The organism is Allobosea sp. (assembly GCF_030695125.1).
Lineage (GTDB): Bacteria > Pseudomonadota > Alphaproteobacteria > Rhizobiales > Beijerinckiaceae > Allobosea.
Genome location: NZ_JAUYTP010000032.1, coordinates 66,675 through 90,449, shown reverse-complemented (window position 1 = coordinate 90,449; position 23,775 = coordinate 66,675). Strand labels below are relative to the sequence as shown.

Here is a 23,775-nt window from a genome sequence, read left to right as displayed (position 1 = left end):
GCCGCGATAAGCGGCAAGACCTCTCGACTCGCACCGTCAAACCGGCAACCATGGGTTGTCCTGGCCAGAAGCGCCGGGACCTGCGGCGTTGCGTGGAGCGGAACCGGGCCAGTGGGGGGCAGCGGTCACGACGGGCGTTCGGCTGGACATGCGGAGGCCTCAGCCGGCCTGCCGGTCGAGATCGCTTTTCTGGCGCGCCATGGCATAGCCCCCGCCGACCTCGCGATGGCGGCGCGACGGGCCGAGCGATGGCGAACCGAGCCGGCGCGGGAGATCTTCGCGCTCGGGTTGATCGACGAGGAGGGCTTCTATCGCGCGCTGGCCGCCGAAATGGCCCTGCCTTTTCACCGTGGCGGCTTTGCGCTCCGGCCGGGCGGCGAGCATGGCGCGATCCTGCGCGGCGGCATCGCGCCGGTGGCGGACGTCACGGGCCGGCTGCGCTTCGTGCTCGCCCCCGAGGGACCGGCGCTGCGGCGCATGCTGGAAGCGGGGCCACGCGACCGGCGCGACATCGCCGTGGTCACGCCGCGGCGCTTCGCCGAGGCGCTTCGCCTGGCCAATGGCACGACGCTCGCCGCCCGCGCCGCCAATCTGGACGAAGCGGGGCTGGCCCGCGACAGCGCGCGCACCGGCTCCAGCCGGGGCCAGCGGATCGCGACGGCGCTTGGCGCCGCCGCCCTGGCAGCCGGCGGCGTGCTGGCTCCGCTGCAGACCTTCTTTGCCGTCGCGCTGCTGCTCGGGCCGGTGTTTCTCGGGTTGATCCTGCTGCGGCTGGCCGCGGCGATCGAGCAGCCCGCTCCCGATCTCTGGCGCCAGCAGCGCTGGCGCGTCGATGACGGCCGGCTGCCGGTCTACACCGTCGCGATCCCGCTCTTTCGGGAGGAAGCGGTGCTGCGGCAGATGCTGCGAGCCCTGGCGTCTCTCGATTATCCGCCTGCCAAGCTCGATATCCGGCTCCTGATCGAAGCCGACGACGACGGCATGCGAGCGGCGCTGTCGCAGTGGGCCCTGCCGGCCCATATCGTCGTCATCATCGTGCCGCCGGGCCTGCCGCGCACCAAGCCCCGCGCGCTCAACCTCGCCCTGCTGGAGGCGCGCGGCGACCTGTTCACGATCTTCGACGCCGAGGACATTCCCGAGCCGCAGCAATTGCGCATGGCGGCCGCGCGCTTCCTGCGGGCACCTGACGACCTGGCCTGCCTGCAGGCGCGGCTCGTGATCGACCACGCCGACGAAGGGCTAATGCCGGCGTTGTTTGCGCTGGAATATGCCGGATTGTTCGAGGTGCTCAATCCGGGCCTGCTGCGCGCGGGGCTGCCGATCATGCTCGGCGGCACCTCCAACCATTTCCGGACGGACGCCTTGCGGGCGATCGGGGGCTGGGACGCCTGGAACGTGACGGAGGATGCCGATCTGGGCCTGAGGCTGGTGCGGGCGGGCTATCGCATGGGCGATCTGCCGTCCGCCACGCGCGAAGAGGCGCCGCTGGCGCTGCACGCCTGGCTGAAGCAGCGCTCGCGCTGGATCAAGGGCTACATGCAGACGCTGGTGACGCATTCGCGCGCGCCTCTGCTGCTCCTGCGCGAAGCCGGACTGCCTGCGACGCTCGCCTTCCTGTCATTGTGCCTGGGGACGGTGCTGACCGCGCTGGCCTATCCGGTCTTCGCCATCGCGGCCGTCCTAGCCTATCGCGAGGGCTCGCTGCTTAGCCCCGCAGGCGCCTTCGCCAACGTGGCCTCGACGCTGGCGCTGACGATCTCGCTCCTCGGCGCCTTCGCGCTCTTCCTGCCGCCCGCCATCGGGGCCATCCGGCGGGCGACGCCACGACGCCTGCTGCTGCTTCCGCTGCTGCCGGTCTATTACGGGCTGGTCTGCATCGCGGCCTGGATGGCGCTGTACGAGTACCACGCCCGCCGCTTCACCTGGAACAAGACGACGCATGGCCTTGCCCGCCAGCGCGCGCCGCTCGAGCGTGGCGCCGCCGTCACAGATGGCGCAGCCATTCCTGCGCCGCCTGCGCCGGTGGCTGCTCGACATTGAACGCGCCGACGAACCCGCCATCCTTGCCCATCAGATAGGCCAGGGAGGTGTGGTCCATGGTGTAGTCGTTGTCCTTGAGCGGCACCTTGCGGGAATAGGCCCGGTACGCCTTGATCATGGCGTCGATTGCTGGTCGATCGCCGCTGAGGCCGACGATCCGCGGATCGAAGGAGCCGAGATAGCTCTTCATGATTTCGGGGGTGTCGCGCTCGGGATCGACCGTGACGAAGAGCGCCCGCAGCTTCTCGCCCTTGGGGCCAGCGGCGCGCAGCACCTCGGAAATCTCGAACAGCTTGGTCGGGCAGATGTCGGGGCAATGGGTGAAGCCGAAGAAGACCAGGAAGGGCGCGCCGCGCAGGTCCTTGTCGGTCAGCGTCTTGCCATCCTGTGCCGTCAGCGCAAACGGCCCGCCGACGCTGGCCGTCCCGGACTGCGACTGGCGCGCTGGCGAGAAGGTCAGGATGGCGGCGGCGGCAAGGGCCAGCGCGCCGACGAGAAAGACGACGAGGGGCAGGACGAGGCGGCGGTTCACGGGACGGTTTCCTGATTGCGGCCCGGGAACGATCCGGGACCTGCGGGCGCCTTCAAAAACAGGCGACGATGGCGGCGATGAGGCCGTCGGTGAAGAGACGGTCGCCCTCGCGCCACCAGAGCAGCAGGCCGGCCAGGACCAGCGTCATCCCGCCGCCCGCCAGAAGCGCGATGCCCAGGCGCGACGGCGCGGGGTCGGCCTCGCCGGCATCGTCGAGCGGGTGGGTGGGATCGGCCTGGCTCATGGTGGGCAACCATAGCGCTCCGGCGCGCTCGCCGGAAGCTTCATCCGTGACGCAGGCGGGGTGCGGAGCGGCTTGATGCGACAAGGCCCGCCGCGTGACACGCGGCGGGCCTTTCCTGGTACGCGATGAAAGCCTGGATCAGGCGGTCTGGATCAAGCGGCCTTGGCGACGGCGGCGGAATTGGCCGGGCCGCCCAGCTTGGTCAGCGCCTTGTCGGTCGCGGTTTCCTCGGCGAGCGTCTCGTCGAGGAGCTTGACGGCGTCCGCGTGGCCGAGCTGGGTCGCCCAGGCCTTCAGCGTGCCATAGCGGGCGATCTCGTAATGCTCGACCGCCTGGGCGGAGGCGACGAGGCCGGCATCGAGCGCAGGGCTGTCGGCGTAATCCTCCATCACGGCCTTGCCCTCTTCGAGGATGCCGAGGATGGCGTCGCAGGTCTTGCCGCGGGGGGCCTTGCCGATCAGCTCGAAGACCTCGCTGAGACGCTCGACCTGCGCCGCCGTCTCGGTCTTGTGGGTCTCGAAGGCCTTCTTCAGCTCGGGGGAGGTCGCCGCCTTCGCCATCTTCGGCAGCGCCTTGAGGATCTGCTTCTCGGCGTAATAGACGTCCTTGAGCATGTCGTGGAACAGCTCGTCGAGCGGCTTGGGTGTCGTGGCCATGGGTGTTCTCCAAAATGTTGCCTTGCTCGCCCAACGACGAAACATGACCTCGGTTCCACGCTGCGGCCGCGGTTTATTTCTGGAACAGTTTTGAGCAGATGGCCGTTTCCTTGGGCATCAGCGGCCTCGCCGCGAGCCTTTGGAGATCATCCCATGAAGACGCTGCTTTTCGCCTCGATGCTTGTCGCCGCGACATCCTTCGGCGCCGTCGCGCAGACCGCAACGACCGCCCCGACCCCGGCTCCCAACGCTGAAGCCGACAAGAACGCCCCGCTGCCGGGCGCCAACAGCTTCACCGAGGGCCAGGCCAAGAGCCGCCTCGAAGCCAATGGCTACTCCAACGTCACCGAGCTCAAGAAGGACGAGAACGGTGTCTGGCGTGGTTCGGCCATGCACACCGGCGCAACTGTCAACGTCTCGGTCGATTACCGCGGCAACATCGTCCGCAACTGATCGATCCTGCTTTTTCGCATTCGTTTTGAGGAGATTGCCATGACCCGTACCATCACCCGTTCCTACGATAGCTACGAGACCGCCGCCGCCGTCGTCGAGAAGCTCGAAGTCGCCGGCCTTCCCGCCGACGACATCAGCGTTGTCGGCCGCGATGAGCGCGCCGAGGGCAATAACGCCGCCGAAGGCGCGGGCATCGGCGCCGGCGTCGGCGGGGCGGCCGGTCTGCTCGCTGGCCTCGGCATGCTGGCGATCCCGGGCGTCGGCCCGGTCGTCGCCGCGGGTTGGCTCGCCGCGACCGCGGCAGGCGCCGTTGCCGGCGCTGCTGCTGGTGGCCTGGTCGGCTCGTTCACCAATGCCGGCGTCAGCGAGGACGACGCGCATTACTATGCCGAAACCGTCCGTCGCGGCGGCACCGTGGTGTCCGTGAAGGCGTCGGACGCACATGCGGCGACGGCCGAAACGATCATGGACGGCGCGACCCCGATCGATCGCGACACCCGCCTGGCGCAGTATCGCCAGGAAGGCTGGTCGCGCTTCGACGAGAAGGCTGAGCCGTACAAGGGCTCGACGGCGTCGACGACGACGATCATCTGACGTCCGTCACGCAGTCGACAAGACAGCCTCCGGGGTCCGCCCCGGAGGTTTTTTGTTGTCTAGGGAGGCCCAGCAAGCGCTTGGGCGGGATGGCGCAGGACTGACGACGGCTCTTCCTCAACCGTCGCATGTTGAAGGACGCCCGCGGATCATCTACCCCACCGCAAGGCAGCGTGACGTGATCCGGCATGCTGCGGCAGGGCCATCAGGGCCGTCAGAGGCGCCCTCATTCAATGTCGATCGACGCATTCGACACTGTCATCCTCGGCGCCGGAGCCGCCGGCATGATGTGCGCGATCCACGCCGCGCGCGGCGGGCGGGTACTCGTCATCGACCACGCCAAGGCCCCAGGCGAGAAGATCCGGATCTCTGGCGGCGGTCGCTGCAATTTCACCAACACCGGCACGACCGCCCGCAATTTCCTCTCGAACAACCCGCATTTCGCCAAATCCGCGCTGGGCCGCTACACGCCACAGGATTTCGTCGCGCTGGTCGAGAAACACGGCATCGCCTACCACGAGAAGACGCTCGGGCAGCTGTTCTGCGACCATTCGGCCAAAGACATCATCGCGATGCTGACGGGCGAGATGGCCCGCGCCGGCTGCGCGCTGCGGCTTTCGACCACGCTGGAGAGCCTTGAGCGGGTCGATGACGGCTTTGCCGTCGTTCTCGGCGGCGAGGGGGCCGGCTCGCTCCGCTGCCGGCACTTCGTCGTGGCCTCGGGCGGCAAATCGATCCCCAAAATGGGCGCGTCCGGCCTCGGCTACCAGATCGCCGGCCAGTTCGGCCTGGCGGTGACGGAGACACGGCCCGCTCTGGTGCCGCTGACCTTCGGCGAAGATGTCCTCGCCGGGTTTCGCGAGCTGGCCGGCGTCGCGGCCGAGGCACGCGTGTCCTGCGGCAAGGCGAGCTTCGACGAGGCGCTGCTGTTCACGCATCGGGGCCTGTCGGGGCCCGCGATCCTGCAGATCTCGTCCTACTGGCGGGAGAAGGAGCCGGTCACCATCGCGCTTTTGCCGGGGCGCGACCTCTTTGCCGCCCTGCGGGCCTCGCGGCAGGAGAACGGCCGCCGGAGCCTGCCCAACGCGCTCGGCGAAATCCTGCCCAAGCGCCTGGCAGCCTTTCTCGCGGAAAGCCATGGCTGGGCCGGGCCGATCGGCGACGCCGGCGACAAGAAACTCGCCGCGATCGCGGCGACGATCCAGGGTTTTGACGTGCAGCCGATCGGCTCGGAAGGCTACCGCACGGCGGAGGTGACGCTCGGCGGCGTCGATACCGCCGGCCTGAACTCGAAGACGATGGCGGCGAGGGCCGTCGAAGGCCTGTATTTCATCGGCGAAGTCGTCGACGTCACCGGCTGGCTCGGCGGCTACAATTTCCAATGGGCCTGGTCGTCGGGCTGGGCGGCGGGAACGGCCATCGCCGAGCGCAGCGCCTGACGGGGCCGGCGAAAGCCGCGGCCAAGCTCAAAGTCTCGCGCTGGTTGGAAAGTTGGAGCGGGCGATCGGGATCGAACCGACGACATTCAGCTTGGGAAGCTGACGTTCTACCACTGAACTACGCCCGCATGCGTCCGGCCTGTGCAATCGCATCGCGCCGAAGCAGCACGTTCATAGCGGCTTGCGGGGTGGGTGTCATCCGAGAATCGCGCGGCACGGGTGCGTGCCGGCGGCGGAGTCGTTCAGTCGTGGAAATGCTTGGAGAGCTTCAGCGCCTGGCCCTGATAGTTCGACTTCAGCCCGGCGCCGTAGAGCGCGGCCGGGCGGCTCGCCATCGCCTCATAGACGAGGCGGCCGACGATCTGGCCGTCCTCGATGATGAAGGGCACGTCGCGCGAACGCACCTCGAGCACGGCGCGCGCGCCCTGGCCGCCGGCCGCGCTGTGGCCAAATCCGGGATCGAAGAAACCGGCGTAATGGACGCGGAATTCGCCGACCAGCGCGTCGAACGGCGTCATCTCGGCGGCGTAGTCCGGAGGGACATGGACGGCTTCCTTCGAGGCCAGGATGTAGAACTGGCCGGGATCGAGGATCATCGCGCGCGAGCCGTCGGAGGGAATCGGCTCCCAGAACTCGGAAGCCCGGTAGGCGCCGACGCGGTCGACATCGATCAGCGCGGTGTGGTGCTTGCCGCGATAGCCGATCAGCCCGTCGAAACCCGCCAGGTCGACGCTGACGGCGACACCGCCCTGGAAGGAGGGCGTGGCGGCGGTGACGAGCGTCTCGCGCTCATGCAGTTCGCCGAGCGCGCGGTCGTCGAGCTTGGTCTCGCCGGCGCGGAAGCGGATCTGCGAGAGGCGCGAGCCGGAGCGCACCAGCACGGGGAAGGTGCGCGGCGAAATCTCGATGAAGAGCGGGCCCTCATAGCCGTCCTCGACGAGATCGAACTCGCGGGCGCGGTCGGTGATGACGCGGGTGAAGACGTCGAGACGCCCCGTGGAGCTCTTGGGATTGGCGGCGGCGCGCAGGCCCGGCGGCAGGTTCAGACCTTCCATCAGCTGCGCGATGTAGACGCAGCCGGTTTCGAGCACCGCGCCGCGCGTCAGATCGATCTCGTGCAGGGCGAGCTGTTCGAGCCGGCTTTCGACCGTGCGCTCCGGCCCCGGCAGGAAGCTGGCGCGGACGCGATAGGCCTTGTCACCCAGCCGCAGATCGAGGCTGGCGGGCTGGATCTGGCCTTCCGCCGGCGGATGCGCGAGCCTGATCGCCCCGCCCTCGATGAAGGTGCGGATGCAGTGGTCGGGCTGGATGCCGGGCTGGAAGGGCAGCATGCGATGTCCGCAACAACAATCGGCTACAGCTAGCGAAGCGCGGCGCAAAGGCCAAGCGCGGCAAGCGGGCGGGAGCCGCCCCGCCCCGGGTTGTCCACGCCGGAATCGGGGGCTCCGGCATTGACCCTGCCGCCCGCGCCTCGATAACAAAGGGACTGCGCCGGCTCGGCCGGCGCATCAGGAGCAGGACCGTCGCGATGTATCAAGCGGAGACGCAGGGCGTGCGCGTGACCGCCGTGCCGAGCTTCATGGAGGGCGAGTCCTCGCCTGCGCAGGGCCGCTATTTCTGGGCCTACACCATCGAGATCCTCAACCTCTCGGGACGGACCATCCAGCTGATGAGCCGGCACTGGTTCATCACCGACGGCCGCGGAGAGGTGCATGAGGTGCGCGGCGACGGTGTCGTCGGCCAGCAGCCGGTGCTGCGCCCGGGCGAAAGCTACAGCTACACCTCCGGCTGCCCGCTGATGACGCCCGACGGCGCGATGCGCGGCTTCTATGCGATGCTGCGCGAGGACGGCGTGATCTTCGACGTCGAGGTCCCGCTGTTCCCGCTCGATTCCCCTTATGTGAAGAAGGTCCTGCATTGACTGGCCATCCCCCCAGCGGGCAGCGCTTCGCGCCCCTCGACATGCTCGCCCGGCTCGTCGCCTTCGACACGGTGAGCCACAAATCCAACCTGCCGCTGATCGCCTTCGTCGAGGACTATCTCGCGGGCTGGGGCGTCTCCTCGATCCGCATCCCCAACGCGACGGGCGACAAGGCGGCGCTGTTTGCCACGATCGGCCCGCAGGACCATGGCGGCGTGCTGCTCTCGGGCCATACCGATGTCGTGCCGGTGGAGGGACAGGCCTGGAGCCGCGACCCGTTCACGCTGCACATCGAGGACGGGCGCGCCTATGGCCGCGGCGCGGTCGACATGAAGGGCTTCATCGCGCTGGCGCTTTCGCTGGTGCCGGATTTCGTGGCAGCCGATCTCAAGACGCCGATCCACCTGTTCTTCTCCTATGACGAGGAGGTGACCTGCCTCGGAGTCGTCGACGGCATCGCGCGGATGGGTGTGGATCTGCCGAAGCCGCGCGCCGTGATCGTCGGCGAGCCGACCTCGCTGGAACTCGCCGACGCGCATAAGGGCATCCGCACCTTCTTCACCACCATCACCGGCGCCGCCGCGCATTCCTCCAAGCCGCATCTGGGGGCAAGCGCCGTGCATGGCGGCATCCGGCTCTCCGCCGGGCTCGTCGCCTTCGCCGATGCGTTGGAAGCGAAACCCGATACGAGCGGGCGCTTCGATCCGCCCTATGACACCGTGCATGTCGGCAAATTCCATGGCGGCATCGCCCGCAACATCCTGGCCGATCGCTGCGATCTGTCCTGGGAGGTCCGCACGCTGCCGGGCTCGGACCCCGAAGACGTGCCGGCGCGTTTCGCGGCGCTGTCGCAGGAGGTTCTCGCCCGGATGCGCAAGACCGCGCCCTCGGCGACGATCGAGACGGTGATGAGCTCGGACGTGCCCGGCCTCGCGCCCGATCCGGGTTCGGAGGCCGAGACGCTGGTGATGCGGCTGGCGGGCCGCAACCGCACGATCGCGGTGGCCTATGCGACGGAGGCCGGGCATTTCCAGCGGGCGGGTTTGCCGACGATCGTCTGCGGTCCCGGCTCGATCGACCAGGCGCATCAGCCCGACGAGTACATCACGCTGGAGCAGTTTGCCGCCGGCGAGGCGTTCATGCGCCGGCTGATGGCGGAGTGCCGGGGGTAGCTTTCACCTCCGTCAGGCTCGGGCTTGACCCGAGCATCTCCGGCTAGCGATTCTCGGGTCGGCGCGAGCGCCGCCCGAGAATGACGGCGGACTGCCTCACTCCGCCGCCAAGCCCTCTTCAACCTCGGCCGGCGTGAACACATAGCGCCGCGAGCAGAATTCGCAGGTGATCGCGACCTGGCCGTCATCGGCGACCATCGCCTTGCGGTCCTCGCCCGAAAAGCCGCGCAGCATGCCAAGCACGCGCTCGCGCGAGCAGCGGCAATCCTCATGCACCAGCACCGGCTCGAACACGCGCGCGCCGCGCTCATGGAACAGCCGGTACAGCAGGCGCTCGCTTTCGAGCAGCGGGTCGAGCAGTTCGTGATCCTCGACCGTCTCGACCAGCGAGCGGGCCTCGGCCCAGGCATCGTCGCTGACGCCGTCGGGGTCCGCGCTCGTCAGGATCTCGTGGCCTTCGGGCGCATCGCCGGGGTGGATGTCGGCGGCGCGCAGCCGATCGACCGAATGCGGCATGAACTGCACGAGCAGGCCGCCGGCGCGCCATTGGCGGCCCTCACCGGTGACGATCGACCCGACGCCGAGGCGGATCCGGCTCGGGATCTGCTCGGACTGGCGGAAATACTGATGCGCGGCCTCCTCGAGGCTCTGGCGTGTCAGCGCCACGACGCCCTGATAGCGCGTCGTCGCCGTGCCCTGGTCGACGGTCATGGCGAGGTGGCCCTCGCCGAGGAGGTCGCCCGTCGACAGCAGACCCGAGGCTTCCGCCTCCGCCAGCCGATCGGCGTCGAAATGGGCGACGGCGCGGTAGACGTCCGGCGCATTGAAATCGACGACCATCATCGAGATCGGCCCGTCGCTCTTGGTCTGGAGCTGAAAGCGGCCCTCGAATTTGAGCGCCGTGCCGAGCAGAACGGTCAGCGCCGCCGCCTCCCCCAGCACCCGCGCCACGGGTTCGGGATAGTCATGGCGGGCAAGGATCGTGTCGATCGAGGCGCCCAGCCGCACGACGCGGCCGCGCACATCGAGTTCGGGCACGGCAAAGGGCACGACGCGGTCGTCGAGCGCGGCGATCGTCGCCCCGGTGTCAGCATCGGCCATCAGGCGGCGACCCCGCCGAAGCACCAGGCCAGAATGCCCTTCTGCGCATGAAGCCGGTTCTCGGCCTCGTCGAAGACGGCCGATTGCGGCCCATCCATCACTCCGTCGGTGACTTCCTCGCCCCGGCTGGCAGGCAGGCAATGCATGAAGATCGCGTCCTTCTCGGCGCGGCCGAGCAGGCGCTCGTCGACCTGGTAGGGCCGCAGCAGGTTGTGACGCGTGCCCTCCTCGTCGCCCATCGAGACCCAGCAATCGGTGATGACGCAATCGGCACCCTCGACCGCCGCTTCCGGCCGTGTCGTCAGAGTCAGCTTCGCGCCCTGCGTCTTCGCCCAATCGAGGATGGCCTGCTGGGGCGCCAGTTCCTCAGGCGTCGCAATGGCGAGTTCGAAATCGAGCCGGCCGGCGGCGTGAATCCAGGAGGTCAGGACATTGTTGGTGTCGCCGGTCCAGGCGATGCGCTTGCCCTGGATCGAGCCCTTGCGCTCCTCGAAGGTCATGACGTCGGCCATGACCTGGCAGGGATGCTGGCGCTTGGTCAGCCCGTTGATGACTGGCACGGTGGCGTATTTCGCCATCTCCACCACGGCGTCATGGTCGAGCATGCGGATCATGATCGCATCGACATAGCGCGACAGCACGCGGGCGGTATCGGCAATGGTCTCGCGCTCGCCGAGCTCGATCTCGCGGCCGGTCACCATCATCGGCGAGCCGCCGAGTTCCCGGATGCCGACATCGAAGGACACGCGCGTGCGCAGGCTCGGCTGCTCGAAGACCATGGCGACGACCTTGCCCTCGAGCAGGCGGTCGCCGGCGGCCGCCGGGGTGCGGCGGCGCGACTTGATCTCCTCGCCGGCGCGCAGGATCGCGCGCAGCTGGGCTTCGGAAAAATCGGAGAGATCGAGGAAATGGCGCGTCACGGGCGCGTCCTTCGCTTGCCTGGAATGAACCGACCGGACGAACAGCCCGGCCGCAATGAGCCGGCGCTATTCCGCCGCGGGGCGCTTCAGCGCGGCTTCGGTGGCGGAGGCCGCGCGGTCGAGACGGGCGACCGCCTCGGCGACCTCGGCCTCGCCGATGATCAGCGGTGGCAGCAGGCGCACGACATTGTCGCCGGCCGCGACGACGAGCAGCCCGGCGGCGCGAGCCTCGGCGACGAAATCGGTGTTGAGCGTGTGGAGCTTGAGGCCGAGCATCAGCCCCTCGCCGCGGATCTCGGCGATGACCTGCGGGTGCTTGTCCTTGAGCTCGGCCAGCGACTGCTTCAGCCGCAGGGCGATCTGGGCGACATGGTCGATGAAGCCCGGCGCCAGGATGACGTCCAGAACCGCATTGCCGACCGCCATGGCCAGCGGATTGCCGCCGAAGGTGGTGCCGTGGGTGCCCAGCGTCATGCCCGAGGCGGCTTCTTCCGTGGCGAGGCAGGCACCCATCGGGAAACCGCCGCCAATGCCCTTGGCGACCGACATGATGTCGGGCGTCACGCCCGAAAGTTCATGAGCGAAGAACTTGCCGGTGCGGCCGACGCCGGTCTGGATCTCGTCGAAGATCAGCATCAGCCCGTGCTCGTCGCACAATTCGCGCAGGCCGCGCAGGCATTGCGGCGGCACCGAGCGCAAGCCGCCCTCGCCCTGGATCGGCTCGATCATGATGCCGGCGGTTTCGCTGGTGATCGCCGCCTTCAGCGCGTCATGGTCGCCGAAGGGGACCTGGTCGAAGCCGTCGACCTTGGGGCCGAAGCCGTCGATGTATTTCTGCTGGCCGCCGGCCGCGATGGTCGCCAGCGTGCGGCCATGGAAGGCGCCCTCGAAGGTGATGATGCGGAAGCGCTCGGGATGGCCCTTCGCGGCATGGTACTTCCGCGCCATCTTGATGGCCGCCTCGTTCGCCTCGGCGCCCGAATTGGTGAAGAAGACGCGCTGCGCGAAGGTCGCATCGCAGAGCCGGCGCGCCAGCCTCTCGCCCTCGGGCATCGTGTAGAGGTTGGAGGTGTGCCAGATCTTGCCGGCCTGCGCCGTCAGCGCGGCGACCAGATGCGGATGCGCATGACCGAGCGCATTGACGGCGATGCCGGCGCCGAAATCGAGATAGCGCGTGCCGTCAGCCGTGATCGACCAGGCGCCCTCGCCACGCTCGAAAGCAACGGGGGCGCGGGCATAGGTCGGCAGCAGGAGGGATGGCGATGCGGAAACAGGGGCGGAAGCCATGGGATGCGATCCTTGCAACGGGCAATGGGGAACAGATGGGCGCTGGACTGAAAACGGTGGCCCGGGCTGGCCGGCACAGACGCTGAGGCTGTGCAGCCGATTACGACCCGGCGACGACGTTATCGTCGCAGTCCGGTTCCGACCTCTCGTCGCGCCGTCATCCGCATGGATTGAAAGATCCTGATCCGCAAAACATAAGCGCCGCCCGAAAGGGCGGCGGTCTCTGGTTGGAACTATGCAAAAGGGCATGGCTGCTGTCAATTCTGAGACGCGGCCGCGCGAAGGCGGGACGTCGCAACGGCAGTGTTGCCGAAAGGATTCGCTTGACGGGCGATTGACGAATCGTCTGGGGAAAAAGCGTTTTCCGATTCGGCGACTCTTGTGGCCGAGTCATCGCATCTTGTAGGGTCGCCCTCGTCAGATACGACATCTCGTGCGGCGACCCCTGTACCTGTCAGTTTCGGCTGTAACGGCCCCCGTCCTGCGACGGGCGCCGCGGTATCGGATTCCGCCATGATCCGCCCCTAGGACGGCCCCGCCAGGAGCCGTCCGGACAAGACAGGTGAGCCCGATGAACGAAGCCGGAGCATGGACTGAGGAGCGCGTCGAGCTTTTGAAGAAGCTCTGGAGCGACGGCCTGAGCGCCAGCCAGATCGCCGCCGAACTCGGCAGCGTGACCCGCAACGCCGTCATCGGGAAGGTGCATCGGCTCGGCCTGTCGGGCCGCGCCAAGAACCCCGCCGCAGCCAGCGCGCCGCGCAGTGCCGCGCCGCGAAAGACGCCGACCCGTTCGCCCAGCCACCCGATGACCGGCGGCCAGGCTACCGTGCAGGGCGGCATGACCCGCGGCGCCAATGCGCTTGCGGCGCAGTATGCCCCCGAGGCGCAGGCCGAGGTCGAGCCCGCCCCCGCACCGTCCGAGGATGTGGTGATCCCGTTCTCCGAGCGCGTCACGATCATGGAGCTGCGCGAGTATATGTGCCGCTGGCCGATGGGCGACCCGACGACGGCGGAGTTCCGCTTCTGCGGCGGCCGTTCGCAGACCGGCATGCCCTATTGCACCTACCACTCCCGCATCGCCTACCAGCCGGCTTCCGACCGCCGGCGCGATCGCGGCAAGGTGGCCCGCGCCTGACACGCGACACTTTGAGATGATCGACAAAGCCGGCCGCGAGGTCGGCTTTTTCTTTGGGTCTCGTCCGCCCAGCCCGCTCAGCGATGCTGGCGCCGGCCGAGCGTCTCCAGATGCCGGCTCCAGCGCGAGAGGGCAAAGCAGATCAGCCAGTAGATCGAGCCCGAGAAGACATAAGCCTCCATGCTCATGCCGACCCAGGCGGGGTCGGCGAGCGAGGCCTGGGCGATGCCGAGCAGGTCGAGGATCGAGACCACCAGGACGAGCGTCGTGTTCTTCACCAGCGCGATGAACTCGTTGGTCATCGCCGGCAGCGAGATCCGCAGCGCCTGGGGCAGGATGATCAGCCCCGTCGCCTTCCAGTAGCTCAGGCCGAGCGCGGTCGCGGCTTCGCGCTGGCCCGGCGGCAGCGCCTGCAGGCCGCCGCGGACGGCCTCCGCCATATAGGCGGCGATGACGAGGCCGAGCCCGATCACGGCGCGCGCCAGGCGGTCGATGCCGATACCGCCGGGCAGGATCAGCGGCAGCAGCAGCGAGGCCAGGAAGATCACGGCGATAATCGGCACGCCGCGCCAGAACTCGATGAACAGCACGCTGATCAGCCGGACGATCTTGAGCTGCGACTGGCGCCCGAGTGCGAGCAGGATGCCGAGCGGGATCGCGATCAGGCTGGCATAGACCGAGATGAACAGGGTCAGCATCAGCCCGCCCCATTCGCGCGTCTCGATCCAGCGCAGGCCGAAACCACCCGCGAGCAGCCAGATGCCGAGCGGCGGCAGCACGACCAGCGCCGCGACCGCCAGCTTCAGTCTTAAGCGCGGCGGCGCGAAGACGACGGCCGCGGTGGCGAGGACAAAGATTATCCCAGCGAGATCGGCGCGCCAGCGCTCGTCCTGCGGGTAGAGCCCGTACATGAACTGGCCGAAGCGGGCCTTGACGAAGACCCAGCAGGCGCCGCCCGCTGAGCAGTCGGCCCGTGTCGTGCCGCTCCAGCTCGCATCGATCAGCGCCCAACGGATGATCGGGATCGCGAACCAGGCGATCGCCGCCGCCAGCAGGACGGTGACGACGCCGGTCGCAGGCGTCCCGAACAGGCGCCGGCGCCAGAGAGAGGTCGATGCCGCGGTCATCGCGTCACCAGGGCGATGCGGGCGTTGTACCAGTTCATGAAGGCCGAGACGGCGAGGCCGATGACGAGATAGACGGCGAGCGTCATCGCGATGATCTCGATCGCCTGGCCGGTGTTGTTAAGCGCCGAGCCCATGAACAGGCTGACCACGTCGGGATAGGCGATCGCGGCGCCGAAGGACGAGTTCTTGAGCACGTTGAGATACTGGTTGGTCAGCGGCGGGATCATCACCCGCAGCGCCTGCGGGATGGTGACGAGGCGCAACGTCTGGAACGGCCGCAGGCCGAGCGCGGAGGCGGCCTCGACCTGGCCATGGGGCACCGCCTGGATGCCACCGCGCACGATCTCGGCGATGAATCCGGCCGTGTAGGTCACCAGCGCCGCCAGAAGCGCGACGAATTCGGGGATGATGACGAAGCCGCCGCGGTAGTTGAAGCCGCGCAGGACCGGAATGTCCCAGCCTGTCGTCAGGCTCGCCCAGGTCACCGCCAGCGCCGGGACGAGCAGGATCAACGTGAGGCCGATCGCCAGCATCGGCGCATCCTGTCCCGTGCGGTCCTTGCGGCGGCGGGCCCAGACCGAGACCAGGGCCTGCGCCAGCCATGACAGCAGGATCGCGGCCAGAGCCCAGCGGAAATTCGCCGGCACCTCCGGCAGCGGAATGGTCAGGCCGCGATTGTTGAGGAAGGCGACGCCGAAGACGCTGACGCTGTCGCGCGGCGCGGGCAGGGCCGCGATGACGCCGAAATACCAGAACAGCACGAAAAACAGCAGCGGGATGTTGCGGACGAACTCGATATAGGCGCCGGCGATGGTCGAGAGCAGCCAGTGCGAGGACAGGCGCGCGATGCCGATGACGAAGCCGAGCCCCGTCGCGAGGACCAGGGCCACGACCGTCACCAGCAGCGTGTTGACCACGCCGACCCAGAACAGGTCGATGATCGGGCTGGCGCGGGTGTAGTTCGTCAGCACGAAGGGCACGTCGATGCCCGAATTGCGCCAGAGGAAATCGAATCCCGAGGCGATGCCGGCCTTGACCATGTTCTCCGAGGCGTTGCGCACGAAGAAGACGGTCAGGGCCACGAGCCCGAGCAGCAGCGCCGCCTGGTAGATCCAGTCGCGGACGCGCTTGTCGTTGAAGAGGGCGAGGGCTTTGGTCACGATGGCGACGTCATCCTGGCAGGGGATGTCATTCCGGGGCTTCGCGAAGCGAAGAACCCGGAACCCACGACCGGGTGATCGCTTGACGCCACCGGCCGTCGAACAACCCCGTCGTGGGTTCCGGGTTCATGCCTGCGGCATGCCCCGGAACGACAGCCCTACTCTCTCACTGGAAGGGCGGGGTGAAGAGCAGGCCGCCCTTGGTCCAGAGCTGGTTCTGGCCACGCTCGAGCTTCAGGCCCGAGCCCATGCCGACGGTGCGCTCGAAGCTCTCGCCGTAATTCCCGACCTGCTTGATGGCGTTGTACATCCAGTCGTTGGACAGCCCCATCATCGCGCCGAAATTGCCCTCGGCGCCGAGCAGGCGGCGGACTTCCGAGTTCTTGGAGCTCGCCTTCATCTGGTCGACATTGGCGGAGGTCACGCCCAGCATCTCGGCGGCGATCGTGCCGTTCAGCACCCAGCGCACGACGAGCTGCCAGCGCTCGTCGCCCCAGCGGGTGACGGGACCCTGCGGATCGTTGGAGATCGGCTGGGTCAGGATGATGTGGTCGGCGGGGACCTTGAGCTTGGCGCGCTGGCCGGCGAGCGCGCCGACGCCGGCGGTGTAGGCGTCGCAGCGACCGGCGTCATAGGCGGCGATGGCGTCGTCGTTCTTCTGGAAATTGGTGATGGTGACCTTGAGATTGCGCTCGAGGAACCAATCGGAGGCGTTCTTCTCTTCGGTCGAGCCGGCGGCGACGCAGACCGAGGCGCCGTCGAGATCAGCCGCGCTCTTGGCGTTGGTCGCCTTGCGGACGATGAAGGTCTGGCCTTCGTAGAAATTGATGCCCTGGAAGTTCAGGCCCAGCGAGGCGTTGCGCGAGAAGGTGATGGTCGAGTTGCGCGAGAGCAGGTCGACCTGGCCCGACTGCAGGATCGGCCAGCGCTGCTGCACCGAGGTCGGCGTGAACTTGACCTTCTTGGCGTCGCCGAGCACGGCGGCGGCCAGCGCCTTGCAGTAATCGACGTCGAGGCCGGTCCACTCGCCCTTGTCGTCGGCGAAGGAGAAGCCCGGCAGGCCGAGATGCACGCCGCATTCGATATGGCCGCGCGCCTTGATCGCATCGAGTGTCGGGCTCGGGGCGAGTTGCTGGGCGCTCGCCAGTGACGCGCCCATGGCGACCGTTGCGGCCGCCGTCAAAATCATTGTCTTCATGGTCGGTTCTCCCGGAGCCGTTGGCGGCTCTCTACGTTCCGGGCGCGACTATGCAACAGTCGAGCCGCGAGCGGTAGCGGGTCGATGTCGCTCAAGGCACGGCGTCCAATCGATCTCCGGCAAGCGGACCCCGGATGCCGATGCAGTTGCCCCATGGGTCGCGTAGCTGACACATCCAAAGCTCATGGTCGATCTTCAATGGGCCGCGGTAAAGGACCGCGCCGGCCGCCTTCAAGCCGGCCAGCGACCTCTCGAAGTCATCCGTCCACCAATACACGACCGAACCGGCGGCGCCGCTGCCGACCTTTTCGTCGGCGGGAACGATCTCGAGCTGGGTCGTCCCGATCTTCAGGAAGGCGAAGCCGGACGGGTAGCTGACCTCGAGCGCAGCATGAGGAAAAGCGTTTCGATACCACGACATACCTTCGTCCATGTCGGATACGTGGACGAGAACGGCGCATACGCCAGCCTGCAAGAGCTATCCTCCGAAGACGGTGTTCAGCTGGCTGCCGACCATGATGAAGGTGGTGCGCTTGGGCACCTCCTTGAGCCGGACGGCGCCGATATAGGTCATCGCCGAGCGCACGCCGCCCATCAGCTCCTGCATCGTGCCCTCGACCGGGCCGCGATAGGGAACCTCGACCGTCTTGCCCTCGGAGGCGCGGTACTTCGCGACGCCGCCGGAATAGCGCTTCATCGCGGTGTCGGAAGACATGCCGTAGAAGGTCATCGCGACGGGGACCTTCTCACCCCCGCGCTCCTCGTAGCGGATGTCGCCCTCGCATTCGTCATGGCCCGCCAGCATGCCGCCGAGCATCATGAAATCGGCGCCGGCGCCATAGCCCTTGGCGAGGTCGCCCGGCACGGTGACGCCGCCATCGCCGCAGACCAGGCCTTTCAGCCCATGGGCGGCATCAGCGCATTCGATGATGGCCGACAGCTGCGGATAGCCGACGCCGGTCATCTTCCGGGTGGTGCAGACCGAGCCCGGCCCGATCCCGACCTTGACGATGTCGGCCCCGGCCAGGATCAGCGCCTCGGTCATGTCGCCGGTGACGACATTGCCGGCCATGATCACGGCATCGGGATACTCGTCCCGGGTCGCCTTGACCGTCTCGACGAACTTCTCGGTGTAGCCATTGGCGACGTCGAGGCAGATCTTGCTGATCGGCGACTGCGCGTGGACGCGGGCGAGCTTGTCGTGGTCGGCCTGCGTCGTGCCCAGCGAGAAGAAGGCGTTGGCCGATTCCGGTTCGCGGAAGAAGGCGGCGAGCTCCTCGGCGCCGTAATGCTTGTGCAGCGCCACCATCGCGCCATGGCGAAACAGGGCGCGGGCCATCGCCATGGTGCCGACCACATCCATGTTCGCGGCGATCAGCGGAAAGCCGGTCCAGTCCCGCCCGGTATGGGCGAAGCGGAAGGAGCGGTGGACGTCGACCTCGGCGCGGCTGCCCAGCGTCGAGCGCTTGGGGCGAATCAGAACGTCGCGGAAATCGAGCTTGGGGTCGTTCTCGATGCGCATGATCGGGCCTTCGCGTCTGGGTTGGAGCACGCGCGGCGGAATTGTCAGTGAGGCTTGCGTGCGCCGATTCATAACCGCAGGCGGTCGGTAAGGGCAATCGGCCTCCCCGTCTCGCTCAGACCGAGGCCGGCTCTCGCGGGAAGGGACGCGCGTTCTTGCGGATGGTGTAGAGCGTCGCCCCGACCACGATTCCCGCGCCGATCCAGGTCGAGAGGGCCGGAATCTCCGCGAAGAAGACAAAGCCGGTCAGGCTTGCCAGGATCAGGCGGCTGAAATCGAGCGGGGCGAGCGCCGCCGCCTCTCCGACCTGGTAGGCCCGGGTGATCAGCCATTGGCCGGCGGTGCCGAACAGGCTGAGCACGATCAACCAGCCCCATTGCGCGGCATCGGGCGGGACCCACCAGAGCCAGGCCGGCAGGGCCAGCGCGGCGATCATCACCATGCCCTGCCAGATCAGGATCGTGTCGGTGCGCTCGGTCGAGGCCAGCATCCGCACGCTGACGGTGATGCCGGCATTGAGCAGCGCGCCTGCGACCGCCAGCAGGGCAAAGGCGTCGAGGCCATCGCCGCTGGGCTTGAGCATCACGAGCACGCCGACGAAGCCAATCACGGTCGCGGCCCAGCGCCGCGCATCGACCACCTCCTTGAGGATGATGACGGCGGCGATGGTGACGAACAGGACCTGGCTGAAGCCGATGGCGGTGGCCTGGGCGAGGGGAATCTGGATCACCGCGGTGAAGCCGCAGAGCATGGCGGCGAGCGTGAGCAGGCTGCGGATGATCTGCAGTCCCGGCCGCCGCGTGCGCAGCATCGGCCCGACGCCGCCACCAGACAGGCCGAGGATCACCATACTCATGATGATCTGGCGGATCAGCAGGATCTGGACGAGCGGAATGACCCCGCCGACATGCTTGATGGCGCCGACCATCACCGCATAGACCAGGAGCGCGCTGAGCATGTAGACCGAGCCCCGCAGATTGGGGCTGGCTCCTGCCCACCAGTGACGCAGACGCTGGCCGCCGCGATCGACCGGCCCGCTCGGTTGGACCGCCGGGGGCCGGGCCACAGGCTCAAGCAGCGGCTGCGGCGCTTCCGTCTCGGCCGCACCGTCTTCCTCGGCCGTGCGGCCCTGCCGCCCGGTCTGGCGTTCTTCGCTCATCGCCCTCGATCATCGGCCTGCGGTTTTTTCACGCCTGGCCCGCTCGTTTCGTCCGTATCTGGAAACTGTTCGGCCAAACCGGGCGCGCGCGCCAGAGCCGGGCGGACATGCCCGGGTTGTGCCGGCGCGATAGGCCGACCTGGCAGAAGCGGCATGCCCTGCGGGGGCTTTGCGGGGTTCGCCGCGCGGTCTAGGAGAACGCGCATCGCCACGACCCGGACCGCGTATGACCCAGCCCGCTTCCCCGCCCGCCCCCGCAGGATCGCCCCCCGGCGCCGCAGGGTGGGCCCGTTTTCGGGCGGGCGCAGGCCGGTGAAGGCGCTGCTGGTCGATTTTGCGGAGGGCGTGAGGGCGTTCGCGCCGGCGCGCTTCCCCTATCGGCGTTTTGCCCTCGCGCTGCTGCTCGGCGGCCTGGGCGGCTGGCTCTTCCTGCAGGCGAGGCTGCCGCTGCCCTGGATGCTGGGCTCAATGGTGATCTGCACGGCGGCGGCGCTGCTGCGCTGGCCGGTCGCGGCGCCGTCGGTGATCCGCCCGCCGATGACCATGGTGATCGGCGTGATGCTCGGCGCCGGCTTCAAGCCCGACATCGTGGCGCAGTTGCCCAACTGGCTGCCGACGATCATCGGCCTGATGCTGTTCATGATCGCCTGCGCCGTCGCCTGCGTCGGCTATTTCCGCAAGGTCGCCGGCTTCGATCCGGTGACGGCCTTCTTCGCAGGCATGCCCGGCGGCCTGCTCGAAATGGTGACGCTGGGCGAGGAGAAGGGCGGCGATGCCCGCATCATCGCGCTGATCCATTCCGCCCGCATCCTGCTGGTGGTGATGACGCTGCCCTTCATCGTGCAGTGGATCGGCGGGGTGCCGATCGGCGGCAACCGCGTCAGCGGGCCCTCGGTGATGGACACACCGCTGCTGGCCGAGCTGGCGCTGCTCGCCTGCGGCGTCGCCGGGATCGTTCTCGGGCACTGGCTGCGGCTGCCGGCGAAATACCTGCTCGGGCCGATGCTGGTCAGCGCCGTCGTTCATGTCTTTGGCCTGAGCGACTCGGTGCCACCCTTCGAGATCGTCAATGCCGCCCAGCTCATCCTCGGCATCACCATCGGCTGCCGCTTCGTCGGCACGCCGCCCCGCAGCATCCTGCGCGTGCTGGCGCTGTCGGTCGGCTCGACGGCGATCCTGCTCTCGCTGACGCTTCTCTTCGCCTGGCTGGTCGCGAAGGTTTCGGTCCACGGCCATGTGCCGCTGATTCTGGCCTATTCGCCCGGTGGGCTCGCGGAGATGAGCCTGATCGCGCTGGCGCTGCACACGGAGGTCGCCTTCGTGGCGGCGCACCACATCATCCGCGTCTTCCTGGTGATGATCAGCGCCGGGCCGCTTTTCGGGTTGATCGCCGGGCGACGCCAGGCCCCGAAGCCCGGACCTGGCGAATAGGCCCAAAGAGCGCGCTTTGCCTTGCGCGGCCGTCCCCCGCCTCGCGAGGTGAGACCGCCGGGCGACGCGCGTCAGGCCTCGTTGACGACGAAGCCGCGGAGCTTTTCGGCATCGCCGCCCAGCGCCGCCGTGGCATGCGCCAGGTCGCCATCGCCGATCGCGCCTTCGCGCAGGATCAGGACGATGTCGTCGGCGAGTTCGACGAAGCGCTGGGCCAGGCCCTGCGCGCCGACGGCCCCGCCATCGATGATGATCGGCCCGAAGCGATGCGCCTTGTCGAGGAAGCCGCTTTCGATCTGCGCTTTCGCGACCTCGTCGGCACGGCCGGCGCGCGGCAGGAAGAACAGGCCGGTGCCCTCGTCCTGCAGCGCCGCCCGCACCAGCCCGACCTTGCCGTCGACGATCTCGCACAAGCCGACCGCGGCTTCGGGCGCAAACACCCGCGTCAGGCTGTCGTCGCCGGCGCCGGCATCGACCAGCATGGCCGGCAGGCCCGCCAGCGCGGCATCGAGCGCGAGATTGAGCGCCAGGGTCGAGGCGCCGGCATCGCCCTTGAGGCCCAGCACCAGGATGCGACGGTGGCTGGCGCCCTGGGTCTGGTCGGCGAGCGTGGCGCGCACCAGCCTGACCGCCTTGGCGAAGGCGGCGTGGGGTTTGTCGATCGTATCGACGAGATGCGACTTGGCCTGGAAGACGGAGCGCGCCTGGCCGTCGTCACGCCGCCAGCGGCGGTGGCGGACGGAGGGCAGCGTCGCCAGCAGCGGCGCGGCGGCCAGCCGCAGCGGATCGGGCAGGCGCTCGGCCTGCCCGCCTTGAATCGAGACGAGGCGCCGCCAACCGGCCTTCGCAGCCGGTGGGGCCGCCGCGCTTGGGCCGGCGGCCGCCGCGGCCGGCACAAGCGGTCCTGCCACAGGCGCCGCAACGGGTTCGGGCGCAACCATGGCGGGCGCCGCAACGGGGTCGGTCTCCTCCACGCGCGGTCGGGGCGCGGGGCGCAAGGCGACACCAAACAGGGCGAGCCCGAGCGCCAGCGCGACGCCCGCACCGCCGCCGAAGACCGCGCCGACCATGACGATCACGCGCCGGCTGATGCCGCTCTTCTCGAGCGGCGGCATGGCGGCGCTGATGACACGGGCGTTGGTCGTGTCGATGCCGGCGAGTTCGCCGGTTTCGCGGGCGCGGCGCAGGAAGGCGTCGTAGACGACGCGCGAGGATTCGACCTCGCGCTCCAGTTCGCGCAATTCGACTGAGGCGCGACCGGCCGCGTACTGATTGGCGGTGAGTTGATCGACGCGCCGCGAGATCTGGCGCTCGGCCTCGACGGCGCGGTCGAGTTCCACCTTGGCCGAACGGGCGATGCGCGACAATTCGTCGGCGATCTGGCGGCGGGCGTCGCGGGTCTGGGCCTGGGCCGCGACGAGCGCGGGGTGGCGGGCGCCCAGCGACGCCAGGAGATCGGCCTCCCTCGCCAGGGCGGCGCCAAGCTGGGCGCGCAGCGCCGTCATGGTCTGGGACGCGACCGCCTCGGGAATCGCGCCGGCCTCGATGCCGGCCGGGCGCGTCGCCAGCGTCTGCTCGTATTTCGCCCGGGCCTCGGTGACGCGGGTGCGCAGGGCGACGAGCTGGCTGTTGTTGAGCGCGAGCTGCTCCTCGCTCATCGATCGGCCGGCGCCGACGCCGACGATGTTGTTGGCTTCCTTGTAGCGCTCGGCCTTCTCCTCGGCGACGCGCAGGCGGTTGCGCAGCTCCTCGAGGCGCGCGGTCAGCGCCGCCGTGGCGCGCTGGGCGGCATCGGCGCGCACCGAAGCCTGGTTTTCGAGATAGGTCATGGCCAGCGCATTGGCGATGCGGGCGGCTTTCGCCGCCTCGCGCGCCGTGACCGAGATGTCGATGACGAAGGTGCGCTCGCCGCGCCGGACCGTGACGTTCTTGTCGAGAGCCGCCAGCGCATAGACCATGCCGTCATGGGGCGTTGCGCCCCCGCCCGGCAGCAGAGCGGCGATGATCTGCCCCAGCCCCGATTTCGCAGCCTCACCGCCGAACTCGGGATCCTTGTCCAATCCCTCGCTCAGGACCACGGGAGACTTGATGCTGTCGGAGGCGATGATCCGCGCCTGACTTTCGAGAAAGCTCGTGATCGAGGTCGGGTCGCCGCCGGTGACGTTGGGCGAGACCTCGTTCTGGAGCACGCGCAGATCACGCGGATCGATGAAGAGCTGCGCGGTCGAGACGTATTTCGGCGGGATCAGCAGGCTCGCCAGCGCCGCCAGTACCGCGCCGGCGATGGTCGCCAGCACGATCAGGCCCTTGCGCGCCCAGAGTGTCCGGACCAGCCAGGCGGGATCCGTCAACCGGGCGACGACGGCCGGGGCCGCGACGGAGGCGGCGCGGCGCTCGCGCGGCTCCTGCCTCGGTTCCGGCTCGCTGACGGCGGTCTCGGTGGTGAACATGACGCTACGCTTCACTCTTCAAGGCCTCGCCCGGGCCCTGCGCCGCAAAGGGCGCCTCCCAGGCATGATCGTCAGCGCCGTCCAGCCCGCCGCAGAGACCGGCGCGATCCCGGTCCTCGGCGCGAAAGCCCGCCTCGGCCTCAGCAACCGGACTCGCGCCGCCGCGCCGCCGCGGGGCACCGATGGGTCGATCCGGTTCATGAAGACGCATGGGCAGGACGGTTCCGTTTCGTT

The 23,775-nt window shown here is 68.6% G+C and carries 22 protein-coding genes and 1 tRNA gene; 8 read left to right on the top strand and 15 right to left on the bottom strand.

The window, feature by feature from the left end; all coding sequences use genetic code 11:
* The first annotated feature begins 111 nt into the window (after positions 1-111).
* On the top strand, positions 112-2,040 hold the full coding sequence (locus Q8S38_RS14040) for a glycosyltransferase (protein WP_305681048.1): 1,929 nt from the start codon (positions 112-114) through the stop codon (positions 2,038-2,040).
* On the opposite strand, the gene Q8S38_RS14035 is transcribed toward Q8S38_RS14040, so the two are convergent.
* The 3 genes from Q8S38_RS14035 to Q8S38_RS14025 form a co-directional block, all read right to left on the bottom strand.
* The gene (locus tag Q8S38_RS14035) at positions 1,985-2,572 is read right to left on the bottom strand and encodes an SCO family protein (RefSeq protein ID WP_305681047.1); all 588 of its coding nucleotides are present in this window, start codon (positions 2,570-2,572) and stop codon (positions 1,985-1,987) included. The genes Q8S38_RS14040 and Q8S38_RS14035 overlap by 56 nt on opposite strands.
* A 52-nt stretch (positions 2,573-2,624) precedes the next feature.
* Positions 2,625-2,816 carry a hypothetical protein gene (locus Q8S38_RS14030; RefSeq protein ID WP_305681046.1) on the bottom strand — a complete coding sequence of 64 codons (192 nt, stop codon included), beginning with the start codon at positions 2,814-2,816 and terminating at the stop codon, positions 2,625-2,627.
* A 152-nt stretch (positions 2,817-2,968) separates the two neighbouring features.
* Positions 2,969-3,472, bottom strand: coding sequence for a YciE/YciF ferroxidase family protein (locus Q8S38_RS14025; RefSeq protein WP_305681045.1), 504 nt, complete (start codon positions 3,470-3,472; stop codon positions 2,969-2,971).
* Positions 3,473-3,625: 153 nt separating this feature from the next.
* Between Q8S38_RS14025 and Q8S38_RS14020 the strand changes: the two genes are divergently transcribed.
* From Q8S38_RS14020 to Q8S38_RS14010, 3 genes are all read left to right on the top strand, one after another.
* Positions 3,626-3,925 carry a PepSY domain-containing protein gene (locus tag Q8S38_RS14020; RefSeq protein WP_305681044.1) on the top strand — a complete coding sequence of 100 codons (300 nt, stop codon included), beginning with the start codon at positions 3,626-3,628 and terminating at the stop codon, positions 3,923-3,925.
* A 39-nt stretch (positions 3,926-3,964) separates the two neighbouring features.
* Complete coding sequence (locus Q8S38_RS14015; protein WP_305681043.1) at positions 3,965-4,519, top strand: general stress protein; 555 nt, start codon at positions 3,965-3,967, stop codon at positions 4,517-4,519.
* A 233-nt stretch (positions 4,520-4,752) separates the two neighbouring features.
* Entirely contained in the window at positions 4,753-5,958 is a 1,206-nt protein-coding gene (locus Q8S38_RS14010) for a BaiN/RdsA family NAD(P)/FAD-dependent oxidoreductase (RefSeq protein ID WP_305681042.1), read from the top strand.
* Between the two features lie 53 nt (positions 5,959-6,011).
* On the opposite strand, the gene Q8S38_RS14005 is transcribed toward Q8S38_RS14010, so the two are convergent.
* Positions 6,012-6,086, bottom strand: a tRNA-Gly gene (locus Q8S38_RS14005).
* 114 nt (positions 6,087-6,200) lie between these two features.
* Positions 6,201-7,289: a 2'-deoxycytidine 5'-triphosphate deaminase gene (locus tag Q8S38_RS14000; RefSeq protein ID WP_305681041.1), complete on the bottom strand. Its 1,089-nt coding sequence runs from the start codon at positions 7,287-7,289 to the stop codon at positions 6,201-6,203.
* A gap of 197 nt (positions 7,290-7,486) precedes the next feature.
* Between Q8S38_RS14000 and apaG the strand changes: the two genes are divergently transcribed.
* Both apaG and argE read left to right on the top strand, forming a co-directional pair.
* Positions 7,487-7,879 carry a Co2+/Mg2+ efflux protein ApaG gene (apaG, locus tag Q8S38_RS13995; protein ID WP_305681040.1) on the top strand — a complete coding sequence of 131 codons (393 nt, stop codon included), beginning with the start codon at positions 7,487-7,489 and terminating at the stop codon, positions 7,877-7,879.
* Between the two features lie 41 nt (positions 7,880-7,920).
* Positions 7,921-9,051 carry an acetylornithine deacetylase gene (gene argE / locus Q8S38_RS13990; RefSeq protein ID WP_305681150.1) on the top strand — a complete coding sequence of 377 codons (1,131 nt, stop codon included), beginning with the start codon at positions 7,921-7,923 and terminating at the stop codon, positions 9,049-9,051.
* Positions 9,052-9,147: 96 nt separating this feature from the next.
* Here the strand turns inward: argE and Q8S38_RS13985 are convergent, their stop codons facing one another.
* From Q8S38_RS13985 to Q8S38_RS13975, 3 genes are all read right to left on the bottom strand, one after another.
* Positions 9,148-10,152: an Hsp33 family molecular chaperone gene (locus Q8S38_RS13985; RefSeq protein WP_305681039.1), complete on the bottom strand. Its 1,005-nt coding sequence runs from the start codon at positions 10,150-10,152 to the stop codon at positions 9,148-9,150.
* Positions 10,152-11,072: an ornithine carbamoyltransferase gene (gene argF, locus Q8S38_RS13980; RefSeq protein ID WP_305681038.1), complete on the bottom strand. Its 921-nt coding sequence runs from the start codon at positions 11,070-11,072 to the stop codon at positions 10,152-10,154. The genes Q8S38_RS13985 and argF overlap by 1 nt, the downstream gene beginning before the upstream one ends.
* 66 nt (positions 11,073-11,138) lie before the next feature.
* On the bottom strand, positions 11,139-12,359 hold the full coding sequence (locus Q8S38_RS13975) for an aspartate aminotransferase family protein (RefSeq protein ID WP_305681037.1): 1,221 nt from the start codon (positions 12,357-12,359) through the stop codon (positions 11,139-11,141).
* Between the two features lie 571 nt (positions 12,360-12,930).
* Here Q8S38_RS13975 and Q8S38_RS13970 point away from each other — a divergent pair.
* Complete coding sequence (locus Q8S38_RS13970) at positions 12,931-13,494, top strand: GcrA family cell cycle regulator (RefSeq protein WP_305681149.1); 564 nt, start codon at positions 12,931-12,933, stop codon at positions 13,492-13,494.
* A 77-nt stretch (positions 13,495-13,571) separates the two neighbouring features.
* Here Q8S38_RS13970 and Q8S38_RS13965 read toward each other — a convergent pair whose 3' ends face one another.
* The 6 genes from Q8S38_RS13965 to Q8S38_RS13940 all read right to left on the bottom strand — a co-directional run bounded on the left by Q8S38_RS13965 (position 13,572) and on the right by Q8S38_RS13940 (position 19,660).
* Complete coding sequence (locus Q8S38_RS13965; RefSeq protein ID WP_305681036.1) at positions 13,572-14,621, bottom strand: amino acid ABC transporter permease; 1,050 nt, start codon at positions 14,619-14,621, stop codon at positions 13,572-13,574.
* The gene (locus tag Q8S38_RS13960; RefSeq protein ID WP_305681035.1) at positions 14,618-15,781 is read right to left on the bottom strand and encodes an amino acid ABC transporter permease; all 1,164 of its coding nucleotides are present in this window, start codon (positions 15,779-15,781) and stop codon (positions 14,618-14,620) included. Before Q8S38_RS13960 ends, Q8S38_RS13965 begins: the two co-directional genes overlap by 4 nt.
* 166 nt (positions 15,782-15,947) lie before the next feature.
* Positions 15,948-16,979: an amino acid ABC transporter substrate-binding protein gene (locus Q8S38_RS13955; protein ID WP_305681034.1), complete on the bottom strand. Its 1,032-nt coding sequence runs from the start codon at positions 16,977-16,979 to the stop codon at positions 15,948-15,950.
* Positions 16,980-17,070: 91 nt separating this feature from the next.
* Positions 17,071-17,454: a VOC family protein gene (locus Q8S38_RS13950; RefSeq protein WP_371125884.1), complete on the bottom strand. Its 384-nt coding sequence runs from the start codon at positions 17,452-17,454 to the stop codon at positions 17,071-17,073.
* 3 nt (positions 17,455-17,457) lie between these two features.
* Positions 17,458-18,501 carry a GMP reductase gene (locus Q8S38_RS13945; protein ID WP_305681032.1) on the bottom strand — a complete coding sequence of 348 codons (1,044 nt, stop codon included), beginning with the start codon at positions 18,499-18,501 and terminating at the stop codon, positions 17,458-17,460.
* 115 nt (positions 18,502-18,616) lie between these two features.
* Positions 18,617-19,660 (bottom strand): DMT family transporter, encoded by a 1,044-nt coding sequence (locus tag Q8S38_RS13940; RefSeq protein WP_305681031.1) that lies wholly within the window; start codon positions 19,658-19,660, stop codon positions 18,617-18,619.
* A 282-nt stretch (positions 19,661-19,942) separates the two neighbouring features.
* On the opposite strand from Q8S38_RS13940, the gene Q8S38_RS13935 reads away from it, so the two are divergent.
* The gene (locus Q8S38_RS13935; protein WP_305681030.1) at positions 19,943-21,091 is read left to right on the top strand and encodes an AbrB family transcriptional regulator; all 1,149 of its coding nucleotides are present in this window, start codon (positions 19,943-19,945) and stop codon (positions 21,089-21,091) included.
* A 71-nt stretch (positions 21,092-21,162) separates the two neighbouring features.
* On the opposite strand, the gene Q8S38_RS13930 is transcribed toward Q8S38_RS13935, so the two are convergent.
* Positions 21,163-23,556, bottom strand: coding sequence for an exopolysaccharide transport family protein (locus Q8S38_RS13930; protein WP_305681029.1), 2,394 nt, complete (start codon positions 23,554-23,556; stop codon positions 21,163-21,165).
* Positions 23,557-23,775 lie beyond the last annotated feature (219 nt).

Bases quoted from the DNA above. Each gene is read 5' to 3' on its own strand.
- Q8S38_RS14030 (WP_305681046.1), bottom strand. From the start codon at position 2,816: ATGAGCCAGGCCGATCCCACCCACCCGCTCGACGATGCCGGCGAGGCC.
- Q8S38_RS14025 (WP_305681045.1), bottom strand. From the start codon at position 3,472: ATGGCCACGACACCCAAGCCGCTCGACGAGCTGTTCCACGACATGCTC.
- Q8S38_RS14020 (WP_305681044.1), top strand. From the start codon at position 3,626: ATGAAGACGCTGCTTTTCGCCTCGATGCTTGTCGCCGCGACATCCTTC.
- Q8S38_RS14015 (WP_305681043.1), top strand. From the start codon at position 3,965: ATGACCCGTACCATCACCCGTTCCTACGATAGCTACGAGACCGCCGCC.
- Q8S38_RS14010 (WP_305681042.1), top strand. From the start codon at position 4,753: ATGTCGATCGACGCATTCGACACTGTCATCCTCGGCGCCGGAGCCGCC.
- Q8S38_RS14000 (WP_305681041.1), bottom strand. From the start codon at position 7,289: ATGCTGCCCTTCCAGCCCGGCATCCAGCCCGACCACTGCATCCGCACC.
- apaG (WP_305681040.1), top strand. From the start codon at position 7,487: ATGTATCAAGCGGAGACGCAGGGCGTGCGCGTGACCGCCGTGCCGAGC.
- argE (WP_305681150.1), top strand. From the start codon at position 7,921: ATGCTCGCCCGGCTCGTCGCCTTCGACACGGTGAGCCACAAATCCAAC.
- Q8S38_RS13985 (WP_305681039.1), bottom strand. From the start codon at position 10,152: ATGGCCGATGCTGACACCGGGGCGACGATCGCCGCGCTCGACGACCGC.
- Q8S38_RS13975 (WP_305681037.1), bottom strand. From the start codon at position 12,359: ATGGCTTCCGCCCCTGTTTCCGCATCGCCATCCCTCCTGCTGCCGACC.
- Q8S38_RS13970 (WP_305681149.1), top strand. From the start codon at position 12,931: ATGAACGAAGCCGGAGCATGGACTGAGGAGCGCGTCGAGCTTTTGAAG.
- Q8S38_RS13965 (WP_305681036.1), bottom strand. From the start codon at position 14,621: ATGACCGCGGCATCGACCTCTCTCTGGCGCCGGCGCCTGTTCGGGACG.
- Q8S38_RS13955 (WP_305681034.1), bottom strand. From the start codon at position 16,979: ATGAAGACAATGATTTTGACGGCGGCCGCAACGGTCGCCATGGGCGCG.
- Q8S38_RS13945 (WP_305681032.1), bottom strand. From the start codon at position 18,501: ATGCGCATCGAGAACGACCCCAAGCTCGATTTCCGCGACGTTCTGATT.
- Q8S38_RS13940 (WP_305681031.1), bottom strand. From the start codon at position 19,660: ATGAGCGAAGAACGCCAGACCGGGCGGCAGGGCCGCACGGCCGAGGAA.